This window comes from Corynebacterium sp. 51B (genome assembly GCF_008930785.1).
Lineage (GTDB): Bacteria > Actinomycetota > Actinomycetes > Mycobacteriales > Mycobacteriaceae > Corynebacterium > Corynebacterium megadyptis.
The window spans coordinates 295,615-316,915 of record NZ_PQMK01000002.1 but is presented as its reverse complement, the minus strand read 5'-3'; the positions used below and the strand labels follow the sequence as shown (position 1 = coordinate 316,915).

The following is a 21,301-nucleotide window of genomic DNA, read 5'->3' as shown; positions in this document are numbered from 1 at the left end:
GGTTTAGGCGTCCTTTCTAAAAATAGTGGACTCGGGATAGTCCTCGGTGTCATAGGAATCCGGCAGCACCATGGTGCCGATGCCACCCTCGGTGAGCAGCTCCAGCAGCACGGAGTGGGCGATGCGGCCATCCACTACGTGGGCGGCATTGATGCCCTGATCGACTGCCCGCAGGCAGGATTCCATCTTCGGGATCATGCCCTCGTGCAGCTGCGGCAGGATCTTGGACAATTCCGAGGAGGTGATCTTCGATACCAGCGAGGACTTATCGGGCCAGTCGGTATAGAGACCCTCGACATTGGTGAGGATGAGCAGACGTTCCGCGCCAATAGCGCTGGCCAGAGCGCCGGCGGCGGTATCCGCGTTGATGTTGTAGACCTCGCCGTCAAGCCCTGGGGCGATGGTAGAGACCACGGGGATACGGCCGGCATCGATAATGTCCATCAAGGCTTCAGGATTGACATCGACGATGTCTCCCACGAGTCCGATATCGAGATGCTCGCCACCGACATCGACATAGCGCTTGGTAGCGGTGAACAATCCGGCATCCTCGCCGGAGGTTCCCACCGCATAGGGGCCATGAGAGTTAATCAATCCCACGAGATCGCGGCCGACCTGGCCAAAGAGCACCATGCGGACGATCTCCATCACCTCAGAAGTGGTGACACGGAAACCTCCCTTGAACTCCCCCTCCAGGCCCACGCGGCTGAGCATCTTCGAAATCTGCGGGCCGCCGCCGTGCACCACGACGGGCTTGGCGCCCACGGTGCGCAAAAAGACCATGTCTGCGGCGAAGGCAGCCTTGAGCTCCTCGTCCACCATGGCATTGCCGCCGTACTTGACCACCACGATCTTGTCGCGGAAGTGCTGCAGCCAGGGCAGCGCCTCAGCAAGCACATTGGCCCGGACTTCGTTGTCCAGATTCCTCGTTAGGTCGTTCGTCATCTCTTCTTCTCTCGCAGCGATACCGCCGTGCGGCGGGGGTCGCTAGATTATGTGCCCGGATGGAACACGCTGCACGTCGTGGGCGGCTATTTAGCTGGAGTAGGCGCTATTGATTTCGACATAGGCATGGGACAGATCGGTGGTACGCACCATGGCGTAGCCCTTACCGTCCATGCCCAGATCCACGCGGACATCGATATCCGCGCCGGACAGATCCACCTCGCGGGCATCCGGGGTGCCGCCGGTATCAATGCACACGGGGTGGTCATTGAAGTACACGGAGATGTGCTCCGGATCCATGTCCGCATCGGCCATGCCGACCGCGGCGAGCACCCGGCCCCAGTTGGGATCAGAGCCAAACATCGCGCACTTGAAGAGGTTATCGCGGCCCAAGGTGCGGGCGGCGTTGAGCGCCTGAGCATCCGAGGTGGCGCCGGTGACCTCGATCTTGACCCGCTTGGTCACGCCCTCGGCATCGGCCTGCATGGCATCGGCCAGATCAGCGCATACCGCGAGCACCGCGGCATCCAGCTCCTCCTGGGTGGGCTCGATGCCCGAGGCGCCCGAGGCCAAGAGGAATACGGTGTCATTCGTAGAGGTCGAGCCATCAATATCGAGGGTGTCGAAGGTGACGGCGGTGGCCTTGTGGATCGCCTCATCGGCCATGGCGGCGGTGATCTTCGCATCGGTGGTCAGACACGCCAGCATGGTGGCCAGCGAGGGCGCGATCATGCCCACGCCCTTGCCCATGCCGGCCATGCACCAGCCCTCGCCGCTGAAGAAGCTCTGCTTATCGGTGGTGTCCGTGGTCAGAATGGCCTGGGCAGCAGCGGCGCCGTGATCTCCGAGATCACTCACCAAGGCGCGCACGCCAGCGCGGGCTTTATCCATGGGCAAAGGCTCACCGATCAGCCCGGTCGAACACGCCGCCACGTCCGTGGGACTGCACTCCAGAGCTGCGGCGACCTGCGCGGTGAGCTCCGCCGCGTCCTTGTCGCCCTGGACACCATTGCAGGCATTGGCGTTACCGGAGTTATACAGCACCGCGGTGAGCTGGCCATCAGCCACGGCCGTGCGCGATAGCTTCACCGGAGAGGCCACAATGCGATTGCGGGTAAACGCGCCGGCGGCCACGAATTCCGGGCCTTGATTAACCACAAGTGCCATATCCGACTTGCCCGAGGGCTTAATGCCTGCAGTCGTTGCTGCAGCCACAAAGCCGGCGGGAGTGGTGATGCTCTGAGTGCTCATGGGCGAAAATCCTTGACGTTATATGAGGGAATAAGAACAACAGTGGAAAGGCGAACGCTGAACGGAGGAGATAATCCCCTAGCCCTTAAGGGGCCACACCCACCAAGGGTAGACCCAGTGTTTCCTCCCAGCCGAGAGCCAGGTTCATGCACTGGACCGCGGCACCGGCGGTGCCCTTGGTGAGGTTATCGATCGCGGAGGTCACCAGTAGTCGGCCGGAGAGTTCATCCAGCTCGACCTGCACCTGGCAGCTATTCGCCCCCACCACATTTTGGGTCTGGGGCTGCTGGCCGGCGGGCAGCAGCTGCACGAAGGGCTCCTCGGCGTAGAACTGCTCATAGGCGGCGCGGGCGAAGGCGGCGCTCACCCCAGGACGAGCCGGGGCGGTCGCGGTGGTGAGGATGCCGCGCGGCAGCGGGGCCAGCACCGGGGTGAAGCTAAGCGTGATCTCGCTGTCGGTGAACTCCGCGAGGTTCTGAATCATCTCGGGGGTGTGACGGTGCTTACCGGCGGTGTTATAGGCCTTGAGTGAACCCATGGTTTCCGATCCCAGCAGCGGCACCGACGCCTTCTTGCCGGCGCCAGAGACACCCGTGATGGAAGTGATCGCAATATCGGGCTCAATGAGTCCTGCCGCTACCGCGGGCATCAGCGCCAAGGTGGCGCCGGTGGGAAAGCAGCCCGGCACTGCGATGCGGGTGGCACCGCGCAGCTGCTCGCGGTGACCAGGCATCTCTGGAATGCCATAGGGCCAGCTGCCTGCGTGCTCTGATGCGTAGTAGCGCGTCCACGCCTCTGGGTCGCGGAGGCGGAAATCGGCCGCACAGTCGATCACGATGGCCTCTTCCCCGACCTGGCGGGCGATCTCTGCGGAAAAACCATGCGGCAATCCAAGGAAAACCACATCATGGCCGGCCAGGTTCTCGGCGGTGGTCTCCTCGATGACGCGCTCGTGCAGCGGCAGCAGCTGGGGCATCAAATCTGCCACGCTCTGCCCGGCCGAGGAGTTCGCCGTGAGGGCGCCAATGCGCAGCTCTCCGCTGAGATAGGCGGGATGAGCGAGCAGCAGGCGCAGGATCTCGGATCCGGCATAACCTGTGGCTCCAGCGACGGCAACAGAAATAGTCATAGAAGCTAAGTATAGCTTTTATGCAGCAGTTTGCAAACTATGCATTGCCGTGGCGTGGCGGAGGGAGGCCGCTGGTCGCGCCGGGGCGGACATAGCCCGCACCGCCTGCGGGGGATGCGGAGAACGAGGCGGCGGCGGGGTGCACGACACACAAAAGCGGAGAACCCCTCTTGGGGTCCTCCGCTACTACGCATCAGAGCGTATCGAGGTGTGCAGGGCGTGAGCCCCGCAGGTGCGCTGCTAGGCGCGGATGGTTGCGTCGAGCTTTTCCTTGGCTAGGTCCACGGCCGCCATGCGTGCGGCGTTGCACTCCTCGTCGGTGAGGGTGCGATCCGCGGCACGGAAACGCAGCGCGAAGGCGAGGGACTTCTTGTTCTCGCCGAGGGCCTCGGAGCGGTAGATATCGAAGAGTTCGACATGCTCGAGCAGCTCTCCCGCGCCCTGGGCCACCACGGTGCGCACGGTCTCTGCGGGGATATCCTCATCCACCACGAGTGCCACATCCTGCAGCAGCGCCGGGTAGGCAGAGAGGACGGGCGCGGGGAAATTCTCCTCCAGCGGCAAGGCGGTGACATCCAGCTCCATGGCGCAGGTACGCGGCGGCAGCTCGGTGTCCTTGCACACCTGCGGGTGCAGCTCGCCGGCATAGCCGACGACGGTATTGTCCACGCGCAGCTCGGCGCAGCGGCCGGGGTGCCAAGGCAGCTGTTCGGCATTCGCCAATTCCAGCTCCACGCCCGCGGCAGCGGCGACGATGCGCGCGGATTCGATGGCATCCGCATAGGTGTAGGCACGGCCGACACCCCACGGCCCCTCGGCCACCTTGTTGCCACAGGCCACCGTGGCCACGTGCAGTGGCTGGTAGGGCAAGGAGGTGAGCAACTGCTCGATCTCTTCTGCGCTGGGTCGCTGGGCCGTAGAAGGCATGGGAGAGCTGTCGGCGCGGTGGAAGGACACCTGCTCTTGGCCGAACAACGCCACGCTGGCGTGGCCCCGAGCAACATTGCGCTTTACGGCATCGAGCATCGCCGGCAGCAGGGTGGTACCGAGTACGGAGTGATCCGATTCGAGCGGGTTTTGCACGTGCACGACGTTGCGGCGCTCATCCTCGGAGTCCAATCCCCACTGATCGAGGATTGCAGTTTCCATGAAGGGGGTGGGCAGAATCTCCGCGTAGCCGGAATAGGCCAAGGCGTGGCCGATGGCGCGGCGGCGTCGCTGCGCGGGGCTCAAACCCCTACCGGCAGGAGCGGTGGGCACGATCGAGGGAATCGATTCCAGGCCCTCGAGGCGCAGAATCTCCTCCACTAGGTCCACGTCCATGGTGATATCGGGGCGCCAGCTCGGCGGGGTGATGGCCAGGGTGATGTTTTGTCGCGCCACCTGGCAGCCCACCTCCTCCAAGCGTGCCACCACCACGGACTCCTCGTAGTGCACACCGGCATAGCGGGAGGGGAAATCCACCTCCATCATCACGGTCACGGGCTCATGCTCAGCGACCTCCACGAGGGTGCGCTCTTCAGCGACCTCTCCCCCACCCAGACGGGCGAGCAGGCTTGCGGCGACATCAAGGGCCACCTCCACCACCTGCGGATCGACGCCGCGCTCGAAGCGTCGAGAAGCCTCAGAGCTCAGCCTATGTCGGCGAGAGGTGCGCGCCACCGTGATCTGGTCCCAGATGGCGGCTTCGAGATAGATATCCGTCGAGTTCTCGTTCACCTCGGAGGAGCTTCCGCCCATCACGCCGGCCAGAGACTGCACGCCGTTGTCATCACAGATGACCACATCCTCGGGGTGCAGCTCGCGCTCCACGTGATCGAGCGTGGTCAGCGTCTCACCCTCGGTGGCGCGGCGGACCACGAGGTCGCCGCTAATCAGCGAGGCATCGAAGGCATGCATTGGGGTGCCGAGCAGCAGCATCACATAGTTCGTCACATCGGTGGCGAGGTTTACCGGGCGCTGACCGCACAGCATCAGCTCGCGCTGCATCCAGAAGGGCGTGGGCACGGCAGGGTCGATGCCCGTGACCTTACGCAGACCGAAGCGCCGTGCCTTGGTGTCCTCGTGCACATCCACGTCGAGCAGCGAGCCGGCAACCTCGGGAACGGCGACCTCAATATCGGCCACCGCGGGAGTGTGCGCGGGATCCACAAAGGGCATGTTCAGGCTCGAGGCGATCTCCCGCGACAGGCCACGGGCAGAAAGCGCATAGCCGCGATCTGGGGTGATATTCACTTCGAAGACGGTGTCATCTAAGCCGAGGACCGGGCGGGCATCCGCACCCGGCTCTGCCACGCCCTCCGGCAGGGTGATGATGCCTGGGTTCTGCTTATCGGTCAGCCCCAGCTCCATAGCGGAGCAGATCATGCCGGCGGAGGTGTGGTCATAGGTGGTGCGTGCGGAGATCTCGAACCCACCGGGCAGCACGGTACCCGGCAGGGAGACCACCACATAGGAGCCCTCGGAGAAATTCCGGGCACCGCAAACAATCTCTTGGAGCTCGCCGGTGCCATTGGCCTCGCCAACATTGACATGGCAGAAGCGGATGGGCTTTTTAAAGCCGGTGAGTTCTTCGATGCTGTCCACCCGGCCGATCACGAGCGGGCCGGTGATCTCCGGCAGCGGCGCATAGCCCTCGGTTTCGAAGCCGACCCGCACGAAGGCGGCGTCGAGCTGCTCGGAGTCGATGCTGAAATCGGGCTGCTCGGCATAGGCGCGGAGGAGTCGGGTGATCCAGTTCTGAGAAATGAACATTGTGTCTTAGCTCTTTTTCCTTCTTAACTCTGCTGCGTACATCACAGTGCGGCACAGCGCTGCGCCGCTCGCGTGATTTCTATGCCTGCACTCCGAAGGGCAAGGTGAAGCGCACATCGCCCTCGACCATATCGCGCATATCGGAGAGTCCATTGCGGAATTGCAGGGTGCGCTCCAGCCCCATGCCGAAAGCGAATCCGGTGTATTCCTTCGGATCAATACCGGCGGCGATCAGCACATTCGGGTTCACCATGCCGCAACCGCCCCACTCGATCCAGCCGGCGCCGCCCTTCTTATTCGGGAACCACACGTCTACCTCTGCCGAGGGCTCGGTGAAGGGGAAGTAATTGGTGCGCATACGAGTGCGGGTCTCAGGGCCGAAAAGGGTCTTGGCCAAATGATCAAGCGTGCCGCGCAGGTGCGCCATGGTCAGGCCCTTATCCACGGCCAGCCCCTCCACTTGGTGGAATACCGGGGTGTGGGTGGCGTCGAGCTCATCAGTGCGGAACACCCGCCCTGGGCAGGCGATATACAGCGGCAGATCGCGCGACAAAAGGGTGCGCACCTGCACCGGCGAGGTATGGGTGCGCAGCACCTGGCGGGAGCCTTCGGGAGCAATATGGAAGGTGTCCTGCAAGGTGCGCGCTGGGTGGTCTGGGAGGAAGTTCAGGGCATCGAAGTTGAAGTACTCGGCCTCCACCTCGGGGCCCTCGGCGATTTCCCAGCCCATGCCGATGAAAATATCGGCGATATTCTCGCTCAGCGTGGTGATCGGGTGCAGCGCTCCCTTTTGACTGCGGGTGGTGGGCACCGTGACATCGACGCGCTCGGATTCCAGCACCTCGCGGTTGTGCTTCTCCTCCAACACGGTATGCGTCTGCGCATAGTGCTTTTCGACGCGACCACGCGCCATATTCACCAGTCGCCCCAGCTCTTTGCGCTGCTCCTTAGGCACCTGGCCGAGGCTGCGGCGGGCCTGGGGAATGGGGGCTTGATCCCCTAGGTGTGCCTTGCGGGCCGCCTGCAGCTCCTCCAGCGAGGAGGCGGTATCAAAAGCGTCGATGGCCTCGGTGGCGGCCTTGTTTAAGCTCTCTTCGGTCAGTTGAATCTCAGACACCGTCTCTTCGTCCGAACCTTTCTGCGCGGCAGTACACATTCTGTGGGCATTGTAGTGGGTAGCAGTTTACTGCTCTGCCTGTTGCCTGCACAGCACAGGGGGTGGAACTACGCCAGCTGTATCGACTCTTGTGGCCGCGCCGAGGCGTGTTGGCTCTTCGGCGCTGCCCGCCGACTGGGGAGCATGAGCTCGCTAGGAGTTCAGTGCCTTCGAGGATTCATACATGCAGATCGCTGCGGCGGTGGCGAGGTTCAAGGACTCTGCGCGGCCCCGCAGCGGAATGCGGATACGCACATCGGCCTGCTCGATCAGCTTCTCGTGCAAGCCATGCGCCTCATTTCCGAAGAGCCAGGCGGTGGGCTGTGCGAGAACCTCCTGGGCATCATCCAGACTGGTCTCGCCTTCGGCGGTGGTGGCCACGATCTGTAGCCCCTTCTCCCGGACGGCGTCGAGGACCTTCGGGATATTGGGTTCGCGGGTCACGGGCACGTTAAACAGCGAGCCGGCCGAGGAGCGCACCACCTTTGGGTTGAGCGGGTCCACGGTGTCCCCAGCGAAGAGCACGTGATCGGCGCCGGTCGCATCGGCGACACGGATCAGCGTTCCCGCATTACCCGGCTCTGATGTGTCCACGGGAATACTCACCAACGTAGGCGCGGGCGCCTCGGAAAAGGCATCGACGCGGGTGACGATCGGGGTGCAAACAGCAATGATCCCCGTGCCCGACACGGTGTCTGCCAGCTTTTTGGCAGCACGGTCGGTCACGGGGTGGACGTATACGCCCGAGGATGCGGCGGTATTGACGATGCCGGCGTGGCGGGCGTTCGCGGATTCCGTCACGAAAATATCGGTGGCTACTCCGCGGCGTACTGCCGCTTCCACCGCGTTTTCGCCTTCCGCGAGGAATCGCTGGGCCTTTTTGCGCCCAGCTGGGCGGAGCAGTTTGGCGGCGGCCACCACGCGCGGGGTGCGTTCGGTAAAGGCATCGCTGAAGTCTAGGTGCATGGCCCTAGGCTAGCAGCATCGCCGCGGTTGCTCACTGGCGCTAGCTCAGCGGCACTCCATTAGCGTCGCGGTCATAGCCGCCCATGCCTGCCAGGATCATGATGAACTCGACAAAAGCCCAGATTCCCACGGCGATAAGGACGAATGCGCCGATGATGAACAGCAGACCCAGGTAGCCGAAGATGGTGCACACCAGCTGGGCTGCGCCGCGGCCATTCCGGCCGAGATAGAAGTTGTGCACGCCGAAGGTTCCGAGGAAGAACGCGAGCACAGCGGCGAGCACCTTGGACTTTTGCTGCACCGGTGCCATGTTCTGGGGATAGTTCCCAGCCATGCCGTACTGCTGTGCCGGCACCTGCTGGCCATAGCCTTGGGGGGTCTGGCCGTAGCCCTGGGGGTTCTGCGCGTGGTTCGGAAAATCATAAGCGGGGCGGTTCTTCTCCACGGGCAAACCGTCCTTGTCGTACTCGATTTCAGCCATGGCCTTCGTTAAGCCACCTTTCTCTTACCTTTAGTTCTATTCACCGGCACCTGGCTCGAGGCGCCCACTGGGTGGTGCGCACCGGCTCGGTCCATGCCGATGATTCGTTCAATCTAACCATGTCGCCTCGGCCTTCGCAGCTATGACCACGAAAGTGAGGGTAATCTGGACAACCGGCGTCGATAAGCAATGCCAACACTCAAAACGATCGCGCCGGATACTATGCCTATATGCGTTGTTATCCTGCACAATCAACGCGTAACTCACACTAGACAACGCCCCGGACACCTGCCGGCGTGGCATCGCTTATGTGTTCGACACGTGGTGCGGAGATAGTGGCCTTGGTGCGCGGTCGAGCCCATAACGCAGACAACCACCCAGCACCAGAGATGGTGCGGGGTGGATAGTGCTGCGGTCGCTGCCCTTCTACAAGGCAGCACCTGCTGCTTGAGCGATTAGGCAGCGTTCTTCGGGGCGTTGACGTCCTCCGGAAGAGCAGCCTTGGCTGCATCGCAGATAGCGGAGAATGCAGCGAAGTCGTTCACGGCGAGCTCAGCAAGAATCTTGCGGTCAACCTCAATGTTGGCTAGGCGCAGGCCCTGGATCAGGCGGTTGTAGGTGATGTCGTTCAGGCGCGCTGCCGCGTTGATACGAGTGATCCACAGGCGACGGAACTCACGCTTCTTGGTGCGACGATCGCGGTAAGCGTAGGTCATGGAGTGCAGCCACTGTTCCTTGGCCTTGCGGTAGAGGCGGGAACGCTGGCCGCGGTAGCCCTTAGCGGAATTCAGAATCTTGCGACGCTTCTTCTTAGCGTTTACTGAGCGCTTGACACGTGCCACAGTGATACTTCCTTAACTGATCAATTAAAAGTGTTGGTGAATGAAGGGGGCGGGTGGGTGAGGCTCTTAAGCCTTGCCCAGCATGCGCTTGACGCGCTTGACGTCCGACTTGGCAACGTCGGTGGTGCCCTTCAGACGGCGGGTACGAGTGGAAGGCTTACCCTCCAACAGGTGGCGGCGGCCGGCTTGCTCGCGACGGAGCTTGCCCTTGCCGGTGATCTTCACGCGCTTAGCCATACCCTTGTGGGTCTTCTGCTTCATAAGTCTTCTTCCTTAGAACCCTGTAAAAAGTTTCTGTCTAGTTACTTCTTGCCCTTGCGTACAGGGCCGAGAACCATGGTCATGTTGCGGCCGTCCTGCTTGGGACGAGCCTCGACGATTCCGATGCCGTCGACGTCTTCTGCAAGACGCTCCAGCAGACGGAAACCCAGCTCCGGTCGCGATTGCTCACGGCCGCGGAACATTATCGTCACCTTGACCTTGGAACCCTTTTCCAAGAATCGAACGACGTTATTCTTTTTAGTTTCGTAGTCGTGGTCGTCGATCTTCGGACGGAACTTCTGCTCCTTGACCACCGTCTGCTGCTGGTTACGGCGGGACTCACGGGCCTTCTGGGCCAGTTCGTACTTGTACTTGCCGTAATCCATGATCTTGCACACCGGCGGCTTGGCCTTAGGTGCGACCTCAACGAGGTCGAGGTCTGCGTCGTAGGCAAGCTTACGAGCGTCCTCAATACGGACGATTCCTACTTGTTCACCACCGGGGCCAACAAGTCGGACCTCCGGTACTCGGATTCGCTCATTGATGCGAGCTTCAGCGCTGATGGGGACTCCTCAGATCGACGAAAATAACGTGACTCTTGTTCTTTCACGCCCCGCCTTAGCAGGCGCGGCGCGTAACTGACCGCTTAATCGATATCTCGCGCAATGATCCCCGAACCTTCCCGCACCTGCGGTGTGGCAACACACGCGGAGCGGAAATAAGAAAACTCCCGTCCTTCTCGGCAGTAGTCTGCGAGAAGAGCGGGAGATCCACTCAACACACCTCACCGGCAAACACACAGTGCTCGCCCGCTGTGGCGTGATGCAAACCCTGATCCTCACATATGCGGGCCTCGGGTGGGAGGGATCTCCACTTTGATTAATCCACAACAGCCGTAATACACGACTGTAAGCGGTAGTGCTCCACACCTTAACAGCTCACTGCGCCGAGAACAAATCCCCTCCGCGTACTACTCCGCCCAGCGCTGCGCCGGCACACCCCAACGATGGGAAGACACCCACCCAGATACCCCGTTCGAGGAGCACCCGTAGAGTAGTCTAGCTGGACTTCTTGCGCATGTAGTACACCCTTCATTGTCGTGCCGAGCGACGGTGTCACGGCTGACTTAATCTAGGTTTTATGGCAGAAAATTCTTATCCTTCTCCTCGCCCTCAGCAGCCGCCCCACGGGCAACCACCTCAGGAGCAACCTCCGAGTAAGGCGCCGTCACAGTCGCAGACAACGGATAGTGAGAGAGAACAGCTCTACCTCGCCTTAGACCAGTTATCTCGCGCCGCTAACTCCATGCAGCAGGCGGTTGCGGTTATTCGTTCCTCGCTTGACTCAGGGGCGGCGCATCCTCTGCACTCCTCTCGCGGTGGCCGGCGCCCGGTAGGTGCACCACAGAACTGGAATCAACCGAGCCCGCAGGCACAGACCGCGCCTAGTCCGCAGCCTTATGGCTATGGCTATCCGCAGTCCGGCGGGCAGCCGCCCTATCCCCCGCCACCACCGGGATACGGCTCCCCACTGCCAGCGGGCTATCCGACGCCGCAGGGCCAGGGACCGCGCCCGCCTGTCGGCGCACCCATAGCATCACCCCAGCAGGGTGCGCCCATGGGTCCGCACCCAGGCCACACGCCTTATAGCAGCGGCCAGCCGGAGCACACAGTACGGAGACAGTGGTGGCGCGATGAGGTATCAACGCTGCGCGTCATCGCCGCCGGCGGCGGTATCCTCACCCTGTTCGGCGTGGGCTTTTTAGTCAATATCGCGATCTCGAATGGCTGGTTTGGCCCTGGCGCGCGGGTGGCGACGGCATATCTGCTAGCCGCAGTGATGCTCTTTATCGCTGTGCGCCACTATCGCAGCACCAACACCGCCACAGGCGCCGTCACGGCGCTGGTGGTGACCTCCGCTGGCACCGCCTGTGTCACCACCCTGGCGCTCTACTCGCCTTTGGGCTGGATGCCCGGCTATCTCGCGGCCGCTCTGATTCTCTTGCTCAGCGCAGCATATCTGTGGTTGAGCCACTGGATGCGCGCCGAGCTCGCCGTGGTTCTTTTGTCCACGGTCTCTGGTCTATGTCTCATTTTCCTCGCCCCCGAGGGAGTCGCCTCCGGCGAGAGTATCTTCGTGCCCGTCCTCCTGCTTGCCGTCATGGTCTACGGCGTCGCGTGGCTGCGCGGGTGGTCGAAGGCGCGCGTCGCCAGCGCGTTGATAGGCATGTTCGGAGTCTACGCAGACCTCAACGCCGTGGCGCTGTTGATGGACGAGCGCGGGTTCGGACCCGGTGTTCTCCTGCTCTACACAGCGGCCGCCTACGCGTGGCTATGCCTGGCGGGTATTCACGCCGCCCGCCACCTCGCACAAACCGCAACCCAGCAGGGAGAACGCGCGGACGCCGCAGCCACCGAGCAGCTTCGCCGCTCCGTGCTGACGCATCTGCTCGTGGTGCTCCTCGTGGGCCTTACTGTTGCGGGCAACTCCCCCGCCCTCTATCCCCTCCTGCTCATTCTCCCCGTGGCCATCGTGAGCGGCTACGCGGCATACACAGCACACAGCCTCGGCAGCATAACGACGAGCACCGGAGATCTCGGCGGCGGATGGGGGCTGCTGACTCCGCTGCCTCCCGCCCCGCCGCAGCGTGGTCAGACACATCGCAGAAGCTATTCGCTCAACGAAGCCGCGCTGCTATACGCCCGCGGCTACTATGCCCTATTCCAGCTCCTGCTGCCGCTGGCAGCGGTAGTGGCCTGGTTCGCCGCTGATTTCTCCGCCGCTAATGCTGAATTGTTTGGTCTGGTCTTTCTCGCCGTGTCCATGATCCTGGTGTGGGCAGCCGTCCGCGTCGCCACACTAGTGCCGATGTCTGCTTCCGGCAGGGCGCAGCTGTGGGTGGGGTGGCTCATCGCCATCCAGCTGATCATGCTGTCTCAGACACTGACCGTGATGACCCTTCTGGGCGCTGCTTATACTCGCCTCGGCGAGCAGCCGCCGCTGTTCGTCGTGCTCACCACACTCGGAGTGCTGGGCGCCTTCCATGTGCCCTCACTTCTGCGGGGGCTATCGACACGGTCATATGTGCTGGGCGGGGTACTGACCCTTTCTCTATCGATCACGCTCATTGTTCTCGCCGTCACCCGCGCCACCGCGACGCTTGCCCCCAGCATGATCTCTGCCGCATTCTTCACCTCGCATGCCGTGGCATCGGTGTGCTGGATGGTGGCAGCGGCACTCATCATTCTGGGCAAGACCCCCATCGCCCGCGACTATGAGTTTCCCGTCGGGCTGTTGCTGGCCCTTGCCGCCACGGTCAAGGTGGTGTTCTTTGATCTCACCACTCTCGACTCTGTGGCACGCACGATCACCTTCCTCGGCTGCGGCCTCGTTCTCCTCGTGGTGGCGATCATTCGCTCCCGCACGATCAGCCCCTCCGCCACTGATACGACGGGCACGGCCGCGGCGCCGCACCAAGCCCAGGACCCTGCCGCAGCGCAGCCAGCGATGGCCGCAGCGGATACCCGTCCCCAGCATCCCGATCCAGGCGCGGGCCGCTAGGGGCATTCCAGCTATGGCTGCGCTGGCTGCTGCTTAGACCGTGGCCAGCAAGGGCTGGAGGAATTGACCGGTATAGGAGCCGGAGACCTGGGCGACATCCTCGGGTGTGCCTTCGGCTACCACCTGGCCGCCGCCATCGCCACCTTCGGGCCCCATGTCAATAATCCAGTCGGCAGCCTTGATCACATCGAGGTTGTGCTCGATGATCACCACCGAGTTGCCCTTATCCACTAGGCCTTGGATCACCAGCATGAGCTTGCGGATGTCCTCGAAGTGCAGGCCCGTGGTGGGCTCATCGAGGATATAGATGGTGCGGCCATTGGAGCGTTTCTGCAGCTCTGCGGCGAGTTTCACGCGCTGCGCCTCGCCGCCCGAGAGCGTGGTGGCCGATTGGCCCAGCCGCACATAGCCCAAGCCCACCTCAGTGAGCGTATTGAGATAGCGGTGGATCGAGGTGATCGGCTGGAAAAACTCCGCCGCCTCCGCGATGGGCATGTCCAAGACCTCGGCGATGTTCTTGCCCTTGTAGCGCACCTCGAGGGTTTCGCGATTGTAGCGGGCCCCGTGGCATACCTCGCAGGGTACGTAGACATCCGGCAGGAAGTTCATCTCGATCTTCAAGGTGCCATCGCCCTTGCAGGCCTCGCAGCGGCCGCCCTTGACGTTGAAGGAGAAGCGGCCCGCCTTATAGCCGCGCACCTTGGATTCGCTGGTCTCGGCGAAGAGAGTACGAATCTTATCGAATACACCGGTATAGGTCGCCGGGTTCGAGCGTGGGGTGCGACCAATCGGAGACTGATCCACCTGCACCAACTTATCGAGGTGCTCGATGCCTTCGACGCGCTTGGCTCGCCCGGGCACGAGCCGAGCGCGGTTGAGCTCATTGCTCAACACCTTGGACACGATCTGGTTAATCAGCGTGGATTTACCCGATCCGGAGACACCAGTGACACAGGTCAGTACGCCGAGCGGGATGGTCACATCCACGTTCTTCAGGTTATTTTCTCGCGCACCTACCACCTTGAGGCAGCGCTCTGGGTCAGTCGGGCGGCGGTGTGCGGGCACTCCCAACACCTTCGCCCCGGAGAGATAATCGCCGGTTAGAGAATCGGCGGCCTCGAGTATTCCCGCCGGCTCACCTTGATAGACGATCTCGCCGCCGTATTCACCGGCGCGAGGTCCGATATCCACCAGCCAGTCAGCCGCCTTGATCGTGTCTTCGTCATGCTCGACCACGATGAGGGTGTTGCCGAGATCGCGCAGCCGCTCCAAGGTGGCGATCAGGCGCTGGTTATCGCGCTGGTGCAGCCCAATGGAGGGCTCATCCAGCACGTAGAGCACCCCCGCCAAGCCCGATCCGATCTGGGTGGCCAGGCGAATACGCTGCGCCTCCCCGCCGGAGAGTGTGCCGGCAGCGCGGTCGAGGGTGAGGTAGTTGAGCCCCACATCCAGCAGGAAGCGCAGGCGTGCTTGTACCTCGCGCAGCACTGCACCAGCGATCATCTCCTCGCGTTTATTCAGGGTGAGATTGTCGAGGAAGGCGCGGGCATCCTCGACCGATAGCGCCGATACCCCCGCAATGGATTGCTCGCCATGGCCCTCCGAGGCGAGACGCACGGAGAGTATTTCGGGCTTGAGCCGCGAGCCCTGGCACGCTGGGCAGGGCACCTCGCGCATATAGCCGCGGAAGCGTTCCTTCTGGTGCTCGGAATCGGTTTGCTCGATCTTGCGCTCCACGAATGCGATCGCGCCCTCGAAGGGGGCGGTCCAGTCGCGGCGGCGACCGTATCGATTCTTATAGCGCACCCGCACCTCGGTACTCGAGCCGTGCACGAGTGCCTTCTGCTGCTTCTTCGTCAGCGAGGAATAGGGGGCGTGCGCATCGAAGTCCATTGCCTCTGCCAGCGCCTCGACGAGCTTGACAAAGTATTTCTTATTCGGTGAAGAGTGCCACGGGGCGATCGCATCCACCACCTTGGCATCGACATCCGGGATCAGCAGCTCCGGATCCACGACTAGGCGGGAACCGAGACCATCGCAGCGCTCGCAGGCACCATAGGGAGAGTTAAAGGAAAAGGCGCGCGGTTCCATCTCATCGAGATGAAAGTCGTGGCCGTTGGGGCAGGCCATCTTTTCGGAGAACCGACGAACTCGGTGCGGGTCGGCGTCGTCAAGCCCCACAAAATCAAGGACCACTACCCCATCGGCCAAGTTCAGCGCCGTCTCGATGGAGTCGGTGAGGCGCTGCTTCTGCGATTCCTTGACCTGCAAACGATCAACCACCACATCAATATCGTGCTTGATCTGCTTCTCCAGCTTGGGCGGCGAGGATAGCTGATGCATCTCGCCATCGACCATCACGCGGGCATAGCCCTGGGCAGCGAGATCCGCGAAGAGATCCACAAATTCGCCCTTGCGGGTGCGCACCACCGGCGCCAATACCTGGAACTTGGTGCCCTGCTCCATCTCCAGCACCTGATCCACGATCTGCTGCGGCGTCTGGCGGTCGATCACCGCATCGCATTCCGGGCAGTGCGGCGTGCCCGCGCGGGCATAGAGCAGGCGGAGATAGTCGAAGACCTCAGTAATCGTGCCCACCGTGGAGCGCGGGTTGCGGTTGGTGGACTTCTGATCGATCGACACGGCCGGCGATAGCCCCTCGATCATCTCCACATCGGGCTTGTCCATCTGCCCCAAGAACATGCGCGCATAGGACGAGAGCGACTCCACGTAGCGGCGCTGCCCCTCGGCGAAGATGGTGTCGAAGGCAAGCGAGGACTTGCCCGAACCAGACAAACCCGTGAACACCACGAGCTTGTCGCGCGGGATATCAATATCTACCCCTTTGAGGTTGTGCTCGCGGGCTCCGCGGACAATGAGGCGTTCAGCCACAGGCTTTCCACTACCTTTCCTAGTGCACGACATCGGTGTTGATGCTGGGCATCGTCTCACTTCAACGCCGCTGATACACAATTCATTCCCGTGGAGGAGATACGGTCGTCTGCCCCACCGTCCCACGGCGTAGTCGAGTGTTCCCACCGCGTCCGACCACCGTCTCTGTGTCTCATCTAGTGTAGTACGCATGAGTGCCGAACTAATTTTGGATTCCCTCTCTGTATCCGAGATGGATAACAACTGCTACCTTGTGGTCGCTGGCGATGAGGCGATGCTTATCGACGCCGCCTCGAACCCAGACGCCCTCATGGAGCTCGCCGCCAAGCACAAGGCCACGATCACCACGGTGGTCACCACCCACCGCCATGGCGATCACGTGGGTGCGCTCCCAGAGATCCTGCAGCGCACCGGCGCCCGCCACATCTCTTCGAGTCTGGATGCGCCCGCGCTGCCCTGCGATGTGGACGAGGAGCTGGACCACGGCGATACCCTCAGCTTCGCCGGCCACGAGATTCCCGTGTTCATCCTCCGCGGTCACACCCCGGGCGGTCTGTGCCTGGAATTGACCATCGACGGCGATACCCACCTCATCGTTGGTGACAGCCTCTTCCCCGGCGGCGTGGGAAAGACCAACTCCAAAGAAGATTTCGCCCGCCTGATCACCGATGTCAAGGAACGCGTCTTTGATGTCTACCCGCCCGAGGCGCACGTTCACCCCGGCCACGGCCATTCCACCACGGTGGGGGCCGAAGCACCGCATCTCGAAGAGTGGTGCGAGCGCGGCTGGTAGGCCGCATAGCGCCTATCGACGCAGCGTGCCAGATATTCCTCCACCTACCTGAGAGCACGGCGCGCCTCGGCCTTATCTCCTTTTCGTCTAGGATGGTGTGAGGTAAAACTTCAGTTCGAGCCCGACACGGGCTGCGAGCTACCAGAAAACATATAAGGAGCTGGAAGAACGAATGATCCGTAAGATCGCTCGCCCCATGGTGGCCACCGTCTACATCGCTGACGGTGTGGACACCATCACTAATACCGAGAAGCACGTCGAGGGCACCAAGACTATCCTCGACCGTCTGCGCTCGGTGCTGCCGAATGACTACAGCCGCAAGCTGCCGGAGGATCCGGAGACCGTGGCGAAGGCCATTGGCGTGACCAAGACCACCGCCGGCACCCTGCTGGCCTTGGGCAAGGCGCCGCGCTTGGCAGCCGGCACCCTCGCAGTGCTGTCTGTTCCCACCATTCTCGCTCGCCACGCTTTCTGGGAGACCCAGAACGAGGACGAGAAGGCCGCTCGCCGCAGCGGCTTTATGACGGACGTTGCTCTGCTGGGCGGGCTGTTCATCGCCTCCGCCGACACCGCCGGCAAGCCCGGACTGAAGTGGCGCGCTAACCGTGCCGCTAAGGATGCCAACAAGACCATCCAGTCCGCTCTTCCGGGCAAGTCTGACACGGAGAAGTTCAAGGAGAACGTGGCCGAGCAGGCCTCCGCCGTCAACTCCGCCACCAAGGACTTCCTGTCCAGCACCTCCGAGAAGGTCTCCGGCTACGCCGACGAGGCTAAGTCTTATGTGGACGACAACAAGGACGACTGGTTGAATCTGGCCAAGTCCAACACCAAGACCGCTAAGAAGAAGCTGGTCAAGGCTGCCGACCAGGCCCAGAAGCGCGCCGAGAAGGCCCGCAAGGATGCCTCCAAGAACGCTCCGAAACTGCAGAAGCGCGCCGACAAGGCCCTGCGCAAGGCACAGAAGAGCTTGGACAAGAAGGTCAAGGACTTCGCCTAAGCCACCCTGGCACTGAGTATCAGTGCCAGCACATCCACCAACGCCCCAGTTGTGTCCCCGTGCGGGGGCAGCTGGGGCGTTATGCGTATCGCGAGCGAGGCGGGGTACGGTTCAGCGCTGCGAGGTACCGGGAGGGAACAAACTCGATGCCTCGGCTGTTGGCTCTACTACGATGCTGTAGCTCATGCTGCCCGCCGCTGGCGTCGCCCCGCGGTAGTACCTGGCGCGTATGATCGTCATTTCTCGTATCCTGCATTCGATGTGTGTGACGTGATCAGAAAGGATCTCTCTTGCCGCATAGTCCGCACGGCCCTCTCCCCGACTCCGACGCTGCCCGCGACGCCGCGACAACTGATGTGATCGCCACCGAGCAGCGCTATGTGGATGGTCTTTTCGATCATCTCGACGAGGACATCCGGGCCGCCCGCGAGCGCCTAACGGCCGTGTCGCTGCGCCCCGAGGGAGTGGATCCGGACACAGATGATCTCATTCGCCGCGAAGCCGAGTACCACAGCCTGAATGAGAAGCTGGATCGTGCCGCGCTCGCCCAACTCGGTTTAGTCTTTGGCCGCATTGACGTCGATGACCCCGATCCTGATGATCCCATCGAGCTCGATGGGCAGCGCGTGGATCGCCGCTATATCGGGCGCATGGGGGTTCAAGACGCCGCCGATAATTACCGATCGTTGCTCTTGGATTGGCGCGCCCCCATGGCACGCCCCTTCTATCTGGCCACCACCGTCAACCCGGCGGGGGTGCACCGTCGACGCCATATCCGCACCCGTGGGCGTACCGTCACAGCAGTCGATGAAGAACGACTCCTAGGCCAGTCCCCAGACACATCGGGTGGAGAGGCTCCCGCCGATATCGCCGGGGAGGCCGCTCTGGCGCACGCGCTCAATGCTGCCCGCTCCGGCCACATGAACACCATCGTGGAGACGATCCAGCGGGAACAAGACACCATCATCCGCGATAACAACCGCGGCGTGATGGTGGTCGATGGCGGCCCCGGCACCGGCAAGACAGCGGTGGCGCTGCACCGTGTGGCCTATCTGCTCTATACCTGGCGCGAACAACTGGCCAAGACCGGCGTGCTCATTGTGGGGCCCAACCGCCGCTTCCTGGACTATATTTCCCGGGTGCTGCCAGAGCTCGGCGAAACTGGCGTGGTTCTCTCCACCATTGGCGAGCTCTATCCTCTGGTCACTCCCACCGGCCAGGACACCCTCCTAGCCAAGGAGATCAAAGGCTCCTCGGAGATGGCCTATATCCTGCGCGAGGCAGTAAAGGCCTATCAGCAGGTGCCCGCTGAGGAGATCCCTCTCACCGTGGATGGGGTATCGCTGCGGATCAGCCCGGCCATGGTGAAAAAGGCGCGCACCCGCGCCCGACGCTCGCGCAAGCCGCATAACCGCGCCCAACCAATTTTTGCCGATAGGCTGCTCGAGCTACTGGCCGAGCACATGGCCGAGGTGATCGGCGCCGATCCCCTGGGGCAGGAGAACCTGCTTTCTGCCGCGGATATCGCCCAATTACACGATGATCTCAGCGAGGAAGCACAGGTTATCGAGATCATCGACACTCTCTGGCCGCGGCTGAGCCCGCAGCAGGTACTCGCGGAGCTCACCTGCGACCACGATCGCCTCACCGAAGTGGCCGCCGACTATGACGAGGCCACCATCGAAGGATTGTTCCGGCCAGGCTATGACCTGGACGCGCTCGACGATGCTGTAATCGCGTGGACCCCAGCCGATGCCGCACTCCTCGACGAGCTCTCGCTCATCATCGGCATCGACAACCCCGAGGAGTCGGCAGAGCAGGCCGAGCAGCGGTGGCGGCAACAGATTGACGACGCCCAAGATGCGCTGGATATTCTCATCGGCTCCGCCAACTCGGACTTGGACGATGAGTTCGATGCCGAGGTGCTCTCCGCCCACGACGTGGTCGATGCCGAGACTCTCGCGCAGCGACAGCAGGTGCGTGATAATCGCTCAACGGCGGAAAAGGCCCGTGCTGATCACACCTGGGCCTTTGGCCACGTGGTGGTGGACGAAGCCCAAGAGCTCTCCGAGATGGAGTGGCGGATGGTGTTTCGCCGGGTGCCGAGCCGGTGGATGACGATCGTGGGCGATACCGCCCAAACTGGCTCCCCCGCTGGCGCAGATAGTTGGGCCGAAACCTTCGCCGAGTTCGTCGGCTCGCGGGTACGCCACCACGAATTGACTGTGAATTACCGTACTCCGGCGACGATCATGGAGCTGGCGCAGACACTCTTGCCGCTCATCGCCCCAGAGCAACAGCCCGCACAGTCGGTGCGTGATGTCGATGGCGCAGTCACGCAGCTTCCCAAGGAAACCTCTGTGCGCAGCATCGTGGAGGCACTCAAGGAGGAGCATCCAGAGCGGATGGTGGCCGTCGTCGCCGCCCCAGAGGTTCTCGACACGCGCGCCGACCTACAGGATATGGATGAGGCCCGCAGCGTCGATGAGGTCAAGGGATTAGAGTTTGACCACGTCATCGTGGTCGATCCGGAGGCCATCGCAGCAGCCTCGGCACGCGGGCTGAATGATCTTTATGTGGCGTTGAGTCGCGCTACGCAGACAGTGACGGTGGTGGGCGCGAGCATCGCAGATGTTGCTGCCGCCTATGCAGAGCTCTGATGCGTAGTAGAAAAAGCACCCGCCCGAAGGGGCGGGTGCTTCTTAAGTGGTGGAGCGCTTAGCTGACGGTGTGAACGATCATCACATCGCAGTCAGACTGGCGGGCCACATCGGCGGGCACGGAACCCAGCAGGCGGCCGGTGAGGGAGTTGATGCCGCGGTTGCCGACGATGAGCAGATCTGCCTTGTACTCGTTAACGATGCCCATTAGTGCCTGCACCGGGGTGCCGGCCTTCAGCGCGGTCTCGATCTTGGTGGCACCGACCTTCTTGGCCACCTCGGCGGCGCTGTCGAGGTTCTTCTGTGCCGGGTCATTACCGAGAACGGTGACGGAGTCCTGGCGGAGAGTCTTGGAGGCTTCTTCCGTGCTCTCGTAGTAGGCGGAACCGATGACCAAGGTGGCGTCGAACGCCGCGGCAATGGAGGCAGCACGCTCGACGGCCAGTAGCGAAGACTTGGAGCCGTCGGTACCCACGACGATGGTCTGGTAGTTTTCGTTCATCGACAAAGAACCCCTTTAACACATACCTAGGTTGTATTTGCTGTTGGACTTTAGGTTACCACCGACGTGTCCGTATCGGACCCAAGGTGAGCGTCGTTGTGCCGCTTGCCG

General features: G+C 62.3%; 16 protein-coding genes. 4 read left to right on the top strand and 12 right to left on the bottom strand.

The genetic code is table 11. The features are described from left to right. Positions 1-3: 3 nt before the first annotated feature. From argB to infC, 10 genes are all read right to left on the bottom strand, one after another. Positions 4-945 (bottom strand): acetylglutamate kinase, encoded by a 942-nt coding sequence (argB, locus tag GBB14_RS04345; protein WP_151530252.1) that lies wholly within the window; start codon positions 943-945, stop codon positions 4-6. 90 nt (positions 946-1,035) lie between these two features. Further along, entirely contained in the window at positions 1,036-2,196 is a 1,161-nt protein-coding gene (gene argJ / locus GBB14_RS04340) for a bifunctional glutamate N-acetyltransferase/amino-acid acetyltransferase ArgJ (RefSeq protein WP_151530253.1), read from the bottom strand. Between the two features lie 85 nt (positions 2,197-2,281). Further along, positions 2,282-3,325 (bottom strand): N-acetyl-gamma-glutamyl-phosphate reductase, encoded by a 1,044-nt coding sequence (gene argC / locus GBB14_RS04335; RefSeq protein ID WP_151530254.1) that lies wholly within the window; start codon positions 3,323-3,325, stop codon positions 2,282-2,284. 240 nt (positions 3,326-3,565) lie between these two features. Continuing rightward, complete coding sequence (gene pheT, locus GBB14_RS04330) at positions 3,566-6,079, bottom strand: phenylalanine--tRNA ligase subunit beta (RefSeq protein WP_151530255.1); 2,514 nt, start codon at positions 6,077-6,079, stop codon at positions 3,566-3,568. A 79-nt stretch (positions 6,080-6,158) separates the two neighbouring features. Further along, on the bottom strand, positions 6,159-7,235 hold the full coding sequence (gene pheS, locus GBB14_RS04325; RefSeq protein ID WP_192796224.1) for a phenylalanine--tRNA ligase subunit alpha: 1,077 nt from the start codon (positions 7,233-7,235) through the stop codon (positions 6,159-6,161). A 153-nt stretch (positions 7,236-7,388) separates the two neighbouring features. Continuing rightward, positions 7,389-8,201, bottom strand: coding sequence for an RNA methyltransferase (locus GBB14_RS04320; RefSeq protein ID WP_151530257.1), 813 nt, complete (start codon positions 8,199-8,201; stop codon positions 7,389-7,391). A 40-nt stretch (positions 8,202-8,241) separates the two neighbouring features. Then, complete coding sequence (locus GBB14_RS04315) at positions 8,242-8,682, bottom strand: TM2 domain-containing protein (RefSeq protein ID WP_151530258.1); 441 nt, start codon at positions 8,680-8,682, stop codon at positions 8,242-8,244. A gap of 455 nt (positions 8,683-9,137) precedes the next feature. After that, on the bottom strand, positions 9,138-9,524 hold the full coding sequence (gene rplT, locus GBB14_RS04310) for a 50S ribosomal protein L20 (RefSeq protein WP_151530259.1): 387 nt from the start codon (positions 9,522-9,524) through the stop codon (positions 9,138-9,140). A gap of 66 nt (positions 9,525-9,590) precedes the next feature. After that, complete coding sequence (rpmI, locus tag GBB14_RS04305) at positions 9,591-9,785, bottom strand: 50S ribosomal protein L35 (RefSeq protein WP_018019889.1); 195 nt, start codon at positions 9,783-9,785, stop codon at positions 9,591-9,593. A 41-nt stretch (positions 9,786-9,826) separates the two neighbouring features. Further along, positions 9,827-10,348: a translation initiation factor IF-3 gene (infC, locus tag GBB14_RS04300; RefSeq protein ID WP_151530260.1), complete on the bottom strand. Its 522-nt coding sequence runs from the start codon at positions 10,346-10,348 to the stop codon at positions 9,827-9,829. 1,054 nt (positions 10,349-11,402) lie between these two features. Between infC and GBB14_RS04295 the strand changes: the two genes are divergently transcribed. After that, positions 11,403-13,346: a DUF2339 domain-containing protein gene (locus tag GBB14_RS04295; protein ID WP_151530261.1), complete on the top strand. Its 1,944-nt coding sequence runs from the start codon at positions 11,403-11,405 to the stop codon at positions 13,344-13,346. Between the two features lie 33 nt (positions 13,347-13,379). On the opposite strand, the gene uvrA is transcribed toward GBB14_RS04295, so the two are convergent. After that, on the bottom strand, positions 13,380-16,238 hold the full coding sequence (gene uvrA / locus GBB14_RS04290) for an excinuclease ABC subunit UvrA (RefSeq protein ID WP_151530262.1): 2,859 nt from the start codon (positions 16,236-16,238) through the stop codon (positions 13,380-13,382). Between the two features lie 190 nt (positions 16,239-16,428). Here uvrA and GBB14_RS04285 point away from each other — a divergent pair, with 190 nt between their 5' ends. The 3 genes from GBB14_RS04285 (at position 16,429) to GBB14_RS04275 (ending at position 20,688) form a co-directional block, all read left to right on the top strand. Then, on the top strand, positions 16,429-17,031 hold the full coding sequence (locus tag GBB14_RS04285; protein WP_151530263.1) for an MBL fold metallo-hydrolase: 603 nt from the start codon (positions 16,429-16,431) through the stop codon (positions 17,029-17,031). Positions 17,032-17,203: 172 nt separating this feature from the next. Continuing rightward, on the top strand, positions 17,204-18,028 hold the full coding sequence (locus GBB14_RS04280) for a DoxX family protein (protein WP_151530264.1): 825 nt from the start codon (positions 17,204-17,206) through the stop codon (positions 18,026-18,028). A 290-nt stretch (positions 18,029-18,318) separates the two neighbouring features. Beyond that, a complete protein-coding gene (locus GBB14_RS04275; RefSeq protein ID WP_151530265.1) occupies positions 18,319-20,688 on the top strand; it encodes an AAA family ATPase in 2,370 nt (789 codons plus the stop codon). A 58-nt stretch (positions 20,689-20,746) separates the two neighbouring features. Here the strand turns inward: GBB14_RS04275 and GBB14_RS04270 are convergent, their stop codons facing one another. After that, a complete protein-coding gene (locus GBB14_RS04270) occupies positions 20,747-21,190 on the bottom strand; it encodes a universal stress protein (RefSeq protein ID WP_151530266.1) in 444 nt (147 codons plus the stop codon). Between the last annotated feature and the right edge of the window lie 111 nt (positions 21,191-21,301).

Excerpts from the sequence above, each read along its gene's own strand:
- argB (WP_151530252.1), bottom strand. The coding sequence starts at position 945 with ATGACGAACGACCTAACGAGGAATCTGGACAACGAAGTCCGGGCCAAT.
- argJ (WP_151530253.1), bottom strand. The coding sequence starts at position 2,196 with ATGAGCACTCAGAGCATCACCACTCCCGCCGGCTTTGTGGCTGCAGCA.
- argC (WP_151530254.1), bottom strand. The coding sequence starts at position 3,325 with ATGACTATTTCTGTTGCCGTCGCTGGAGCCACAGGTTATGCCGGATCC.
- pheT (WP_151530255.1), bottom strand. The coding sequence starts at position 6,079 with ATGTTCATTTCTCAGAACTGGATCACCCGACTCCTCCGCGCCTATGCC.
- pheS (WP_192796224.1), bottom strand. The coding sequence starts at position 7,235 with ATGTGTACTGCCGCGCAGAAAGGTTCGGACGAAGAGACGGTGTCTGAG.
- GBB14_RS04320 (WP_151530257.1), bottom strand. The coding sequence starts at position 8,201 with ATGCACCTAGACTTCAGCGATGCCTTTACCGAACGCACCCCGCGCGTG.
- GBB14_RS04315 (WP_151530258.1), bottom strand. The coding sequence starts at position 8,682 with ATGGCTGAAATCGAGTACGACAAGGACGGTTTGCCCGTGGAGAAGAAC.
- rpmI (WP_018019889.1), bottom strand. The coding sequence starts at position 9,785 with ATGAAGCAGAAGACCCACAAGGGTATGGCTAAGCGCGTGAAGATCACC.
- GBB14_RS04295 (WP_151530261.1), top strand. The coding sequence starts at position 11,403 with ATGGGTCCGCACCCAGGCCACACGCCTTATAGCAGCGGCCAGCCGGAG.
- GBB14_RS04285 (WP_151530263.1), top strand. The coding sequence starts at position 16,429 with ATGAGTGCCGAACTAATTTTGGATTCCCTCTCTGTATCCGAGATGGAT.
- GBB14_RS04280 (WP_151530264.1), top strand. The coding sequence starts at position 17,204 with ATGATCCGTAAGATCGCTCGCCCCATGGTGGCCACCGTCTACATCGCT.
- GBB14_RS04270 (WP_151530266.1), bottom strand. The coding sequence starts at position 21,190 with ATGAACGAAAACTACCAGACCATCGTCGTGGGTACCGACGGCTCCAAG.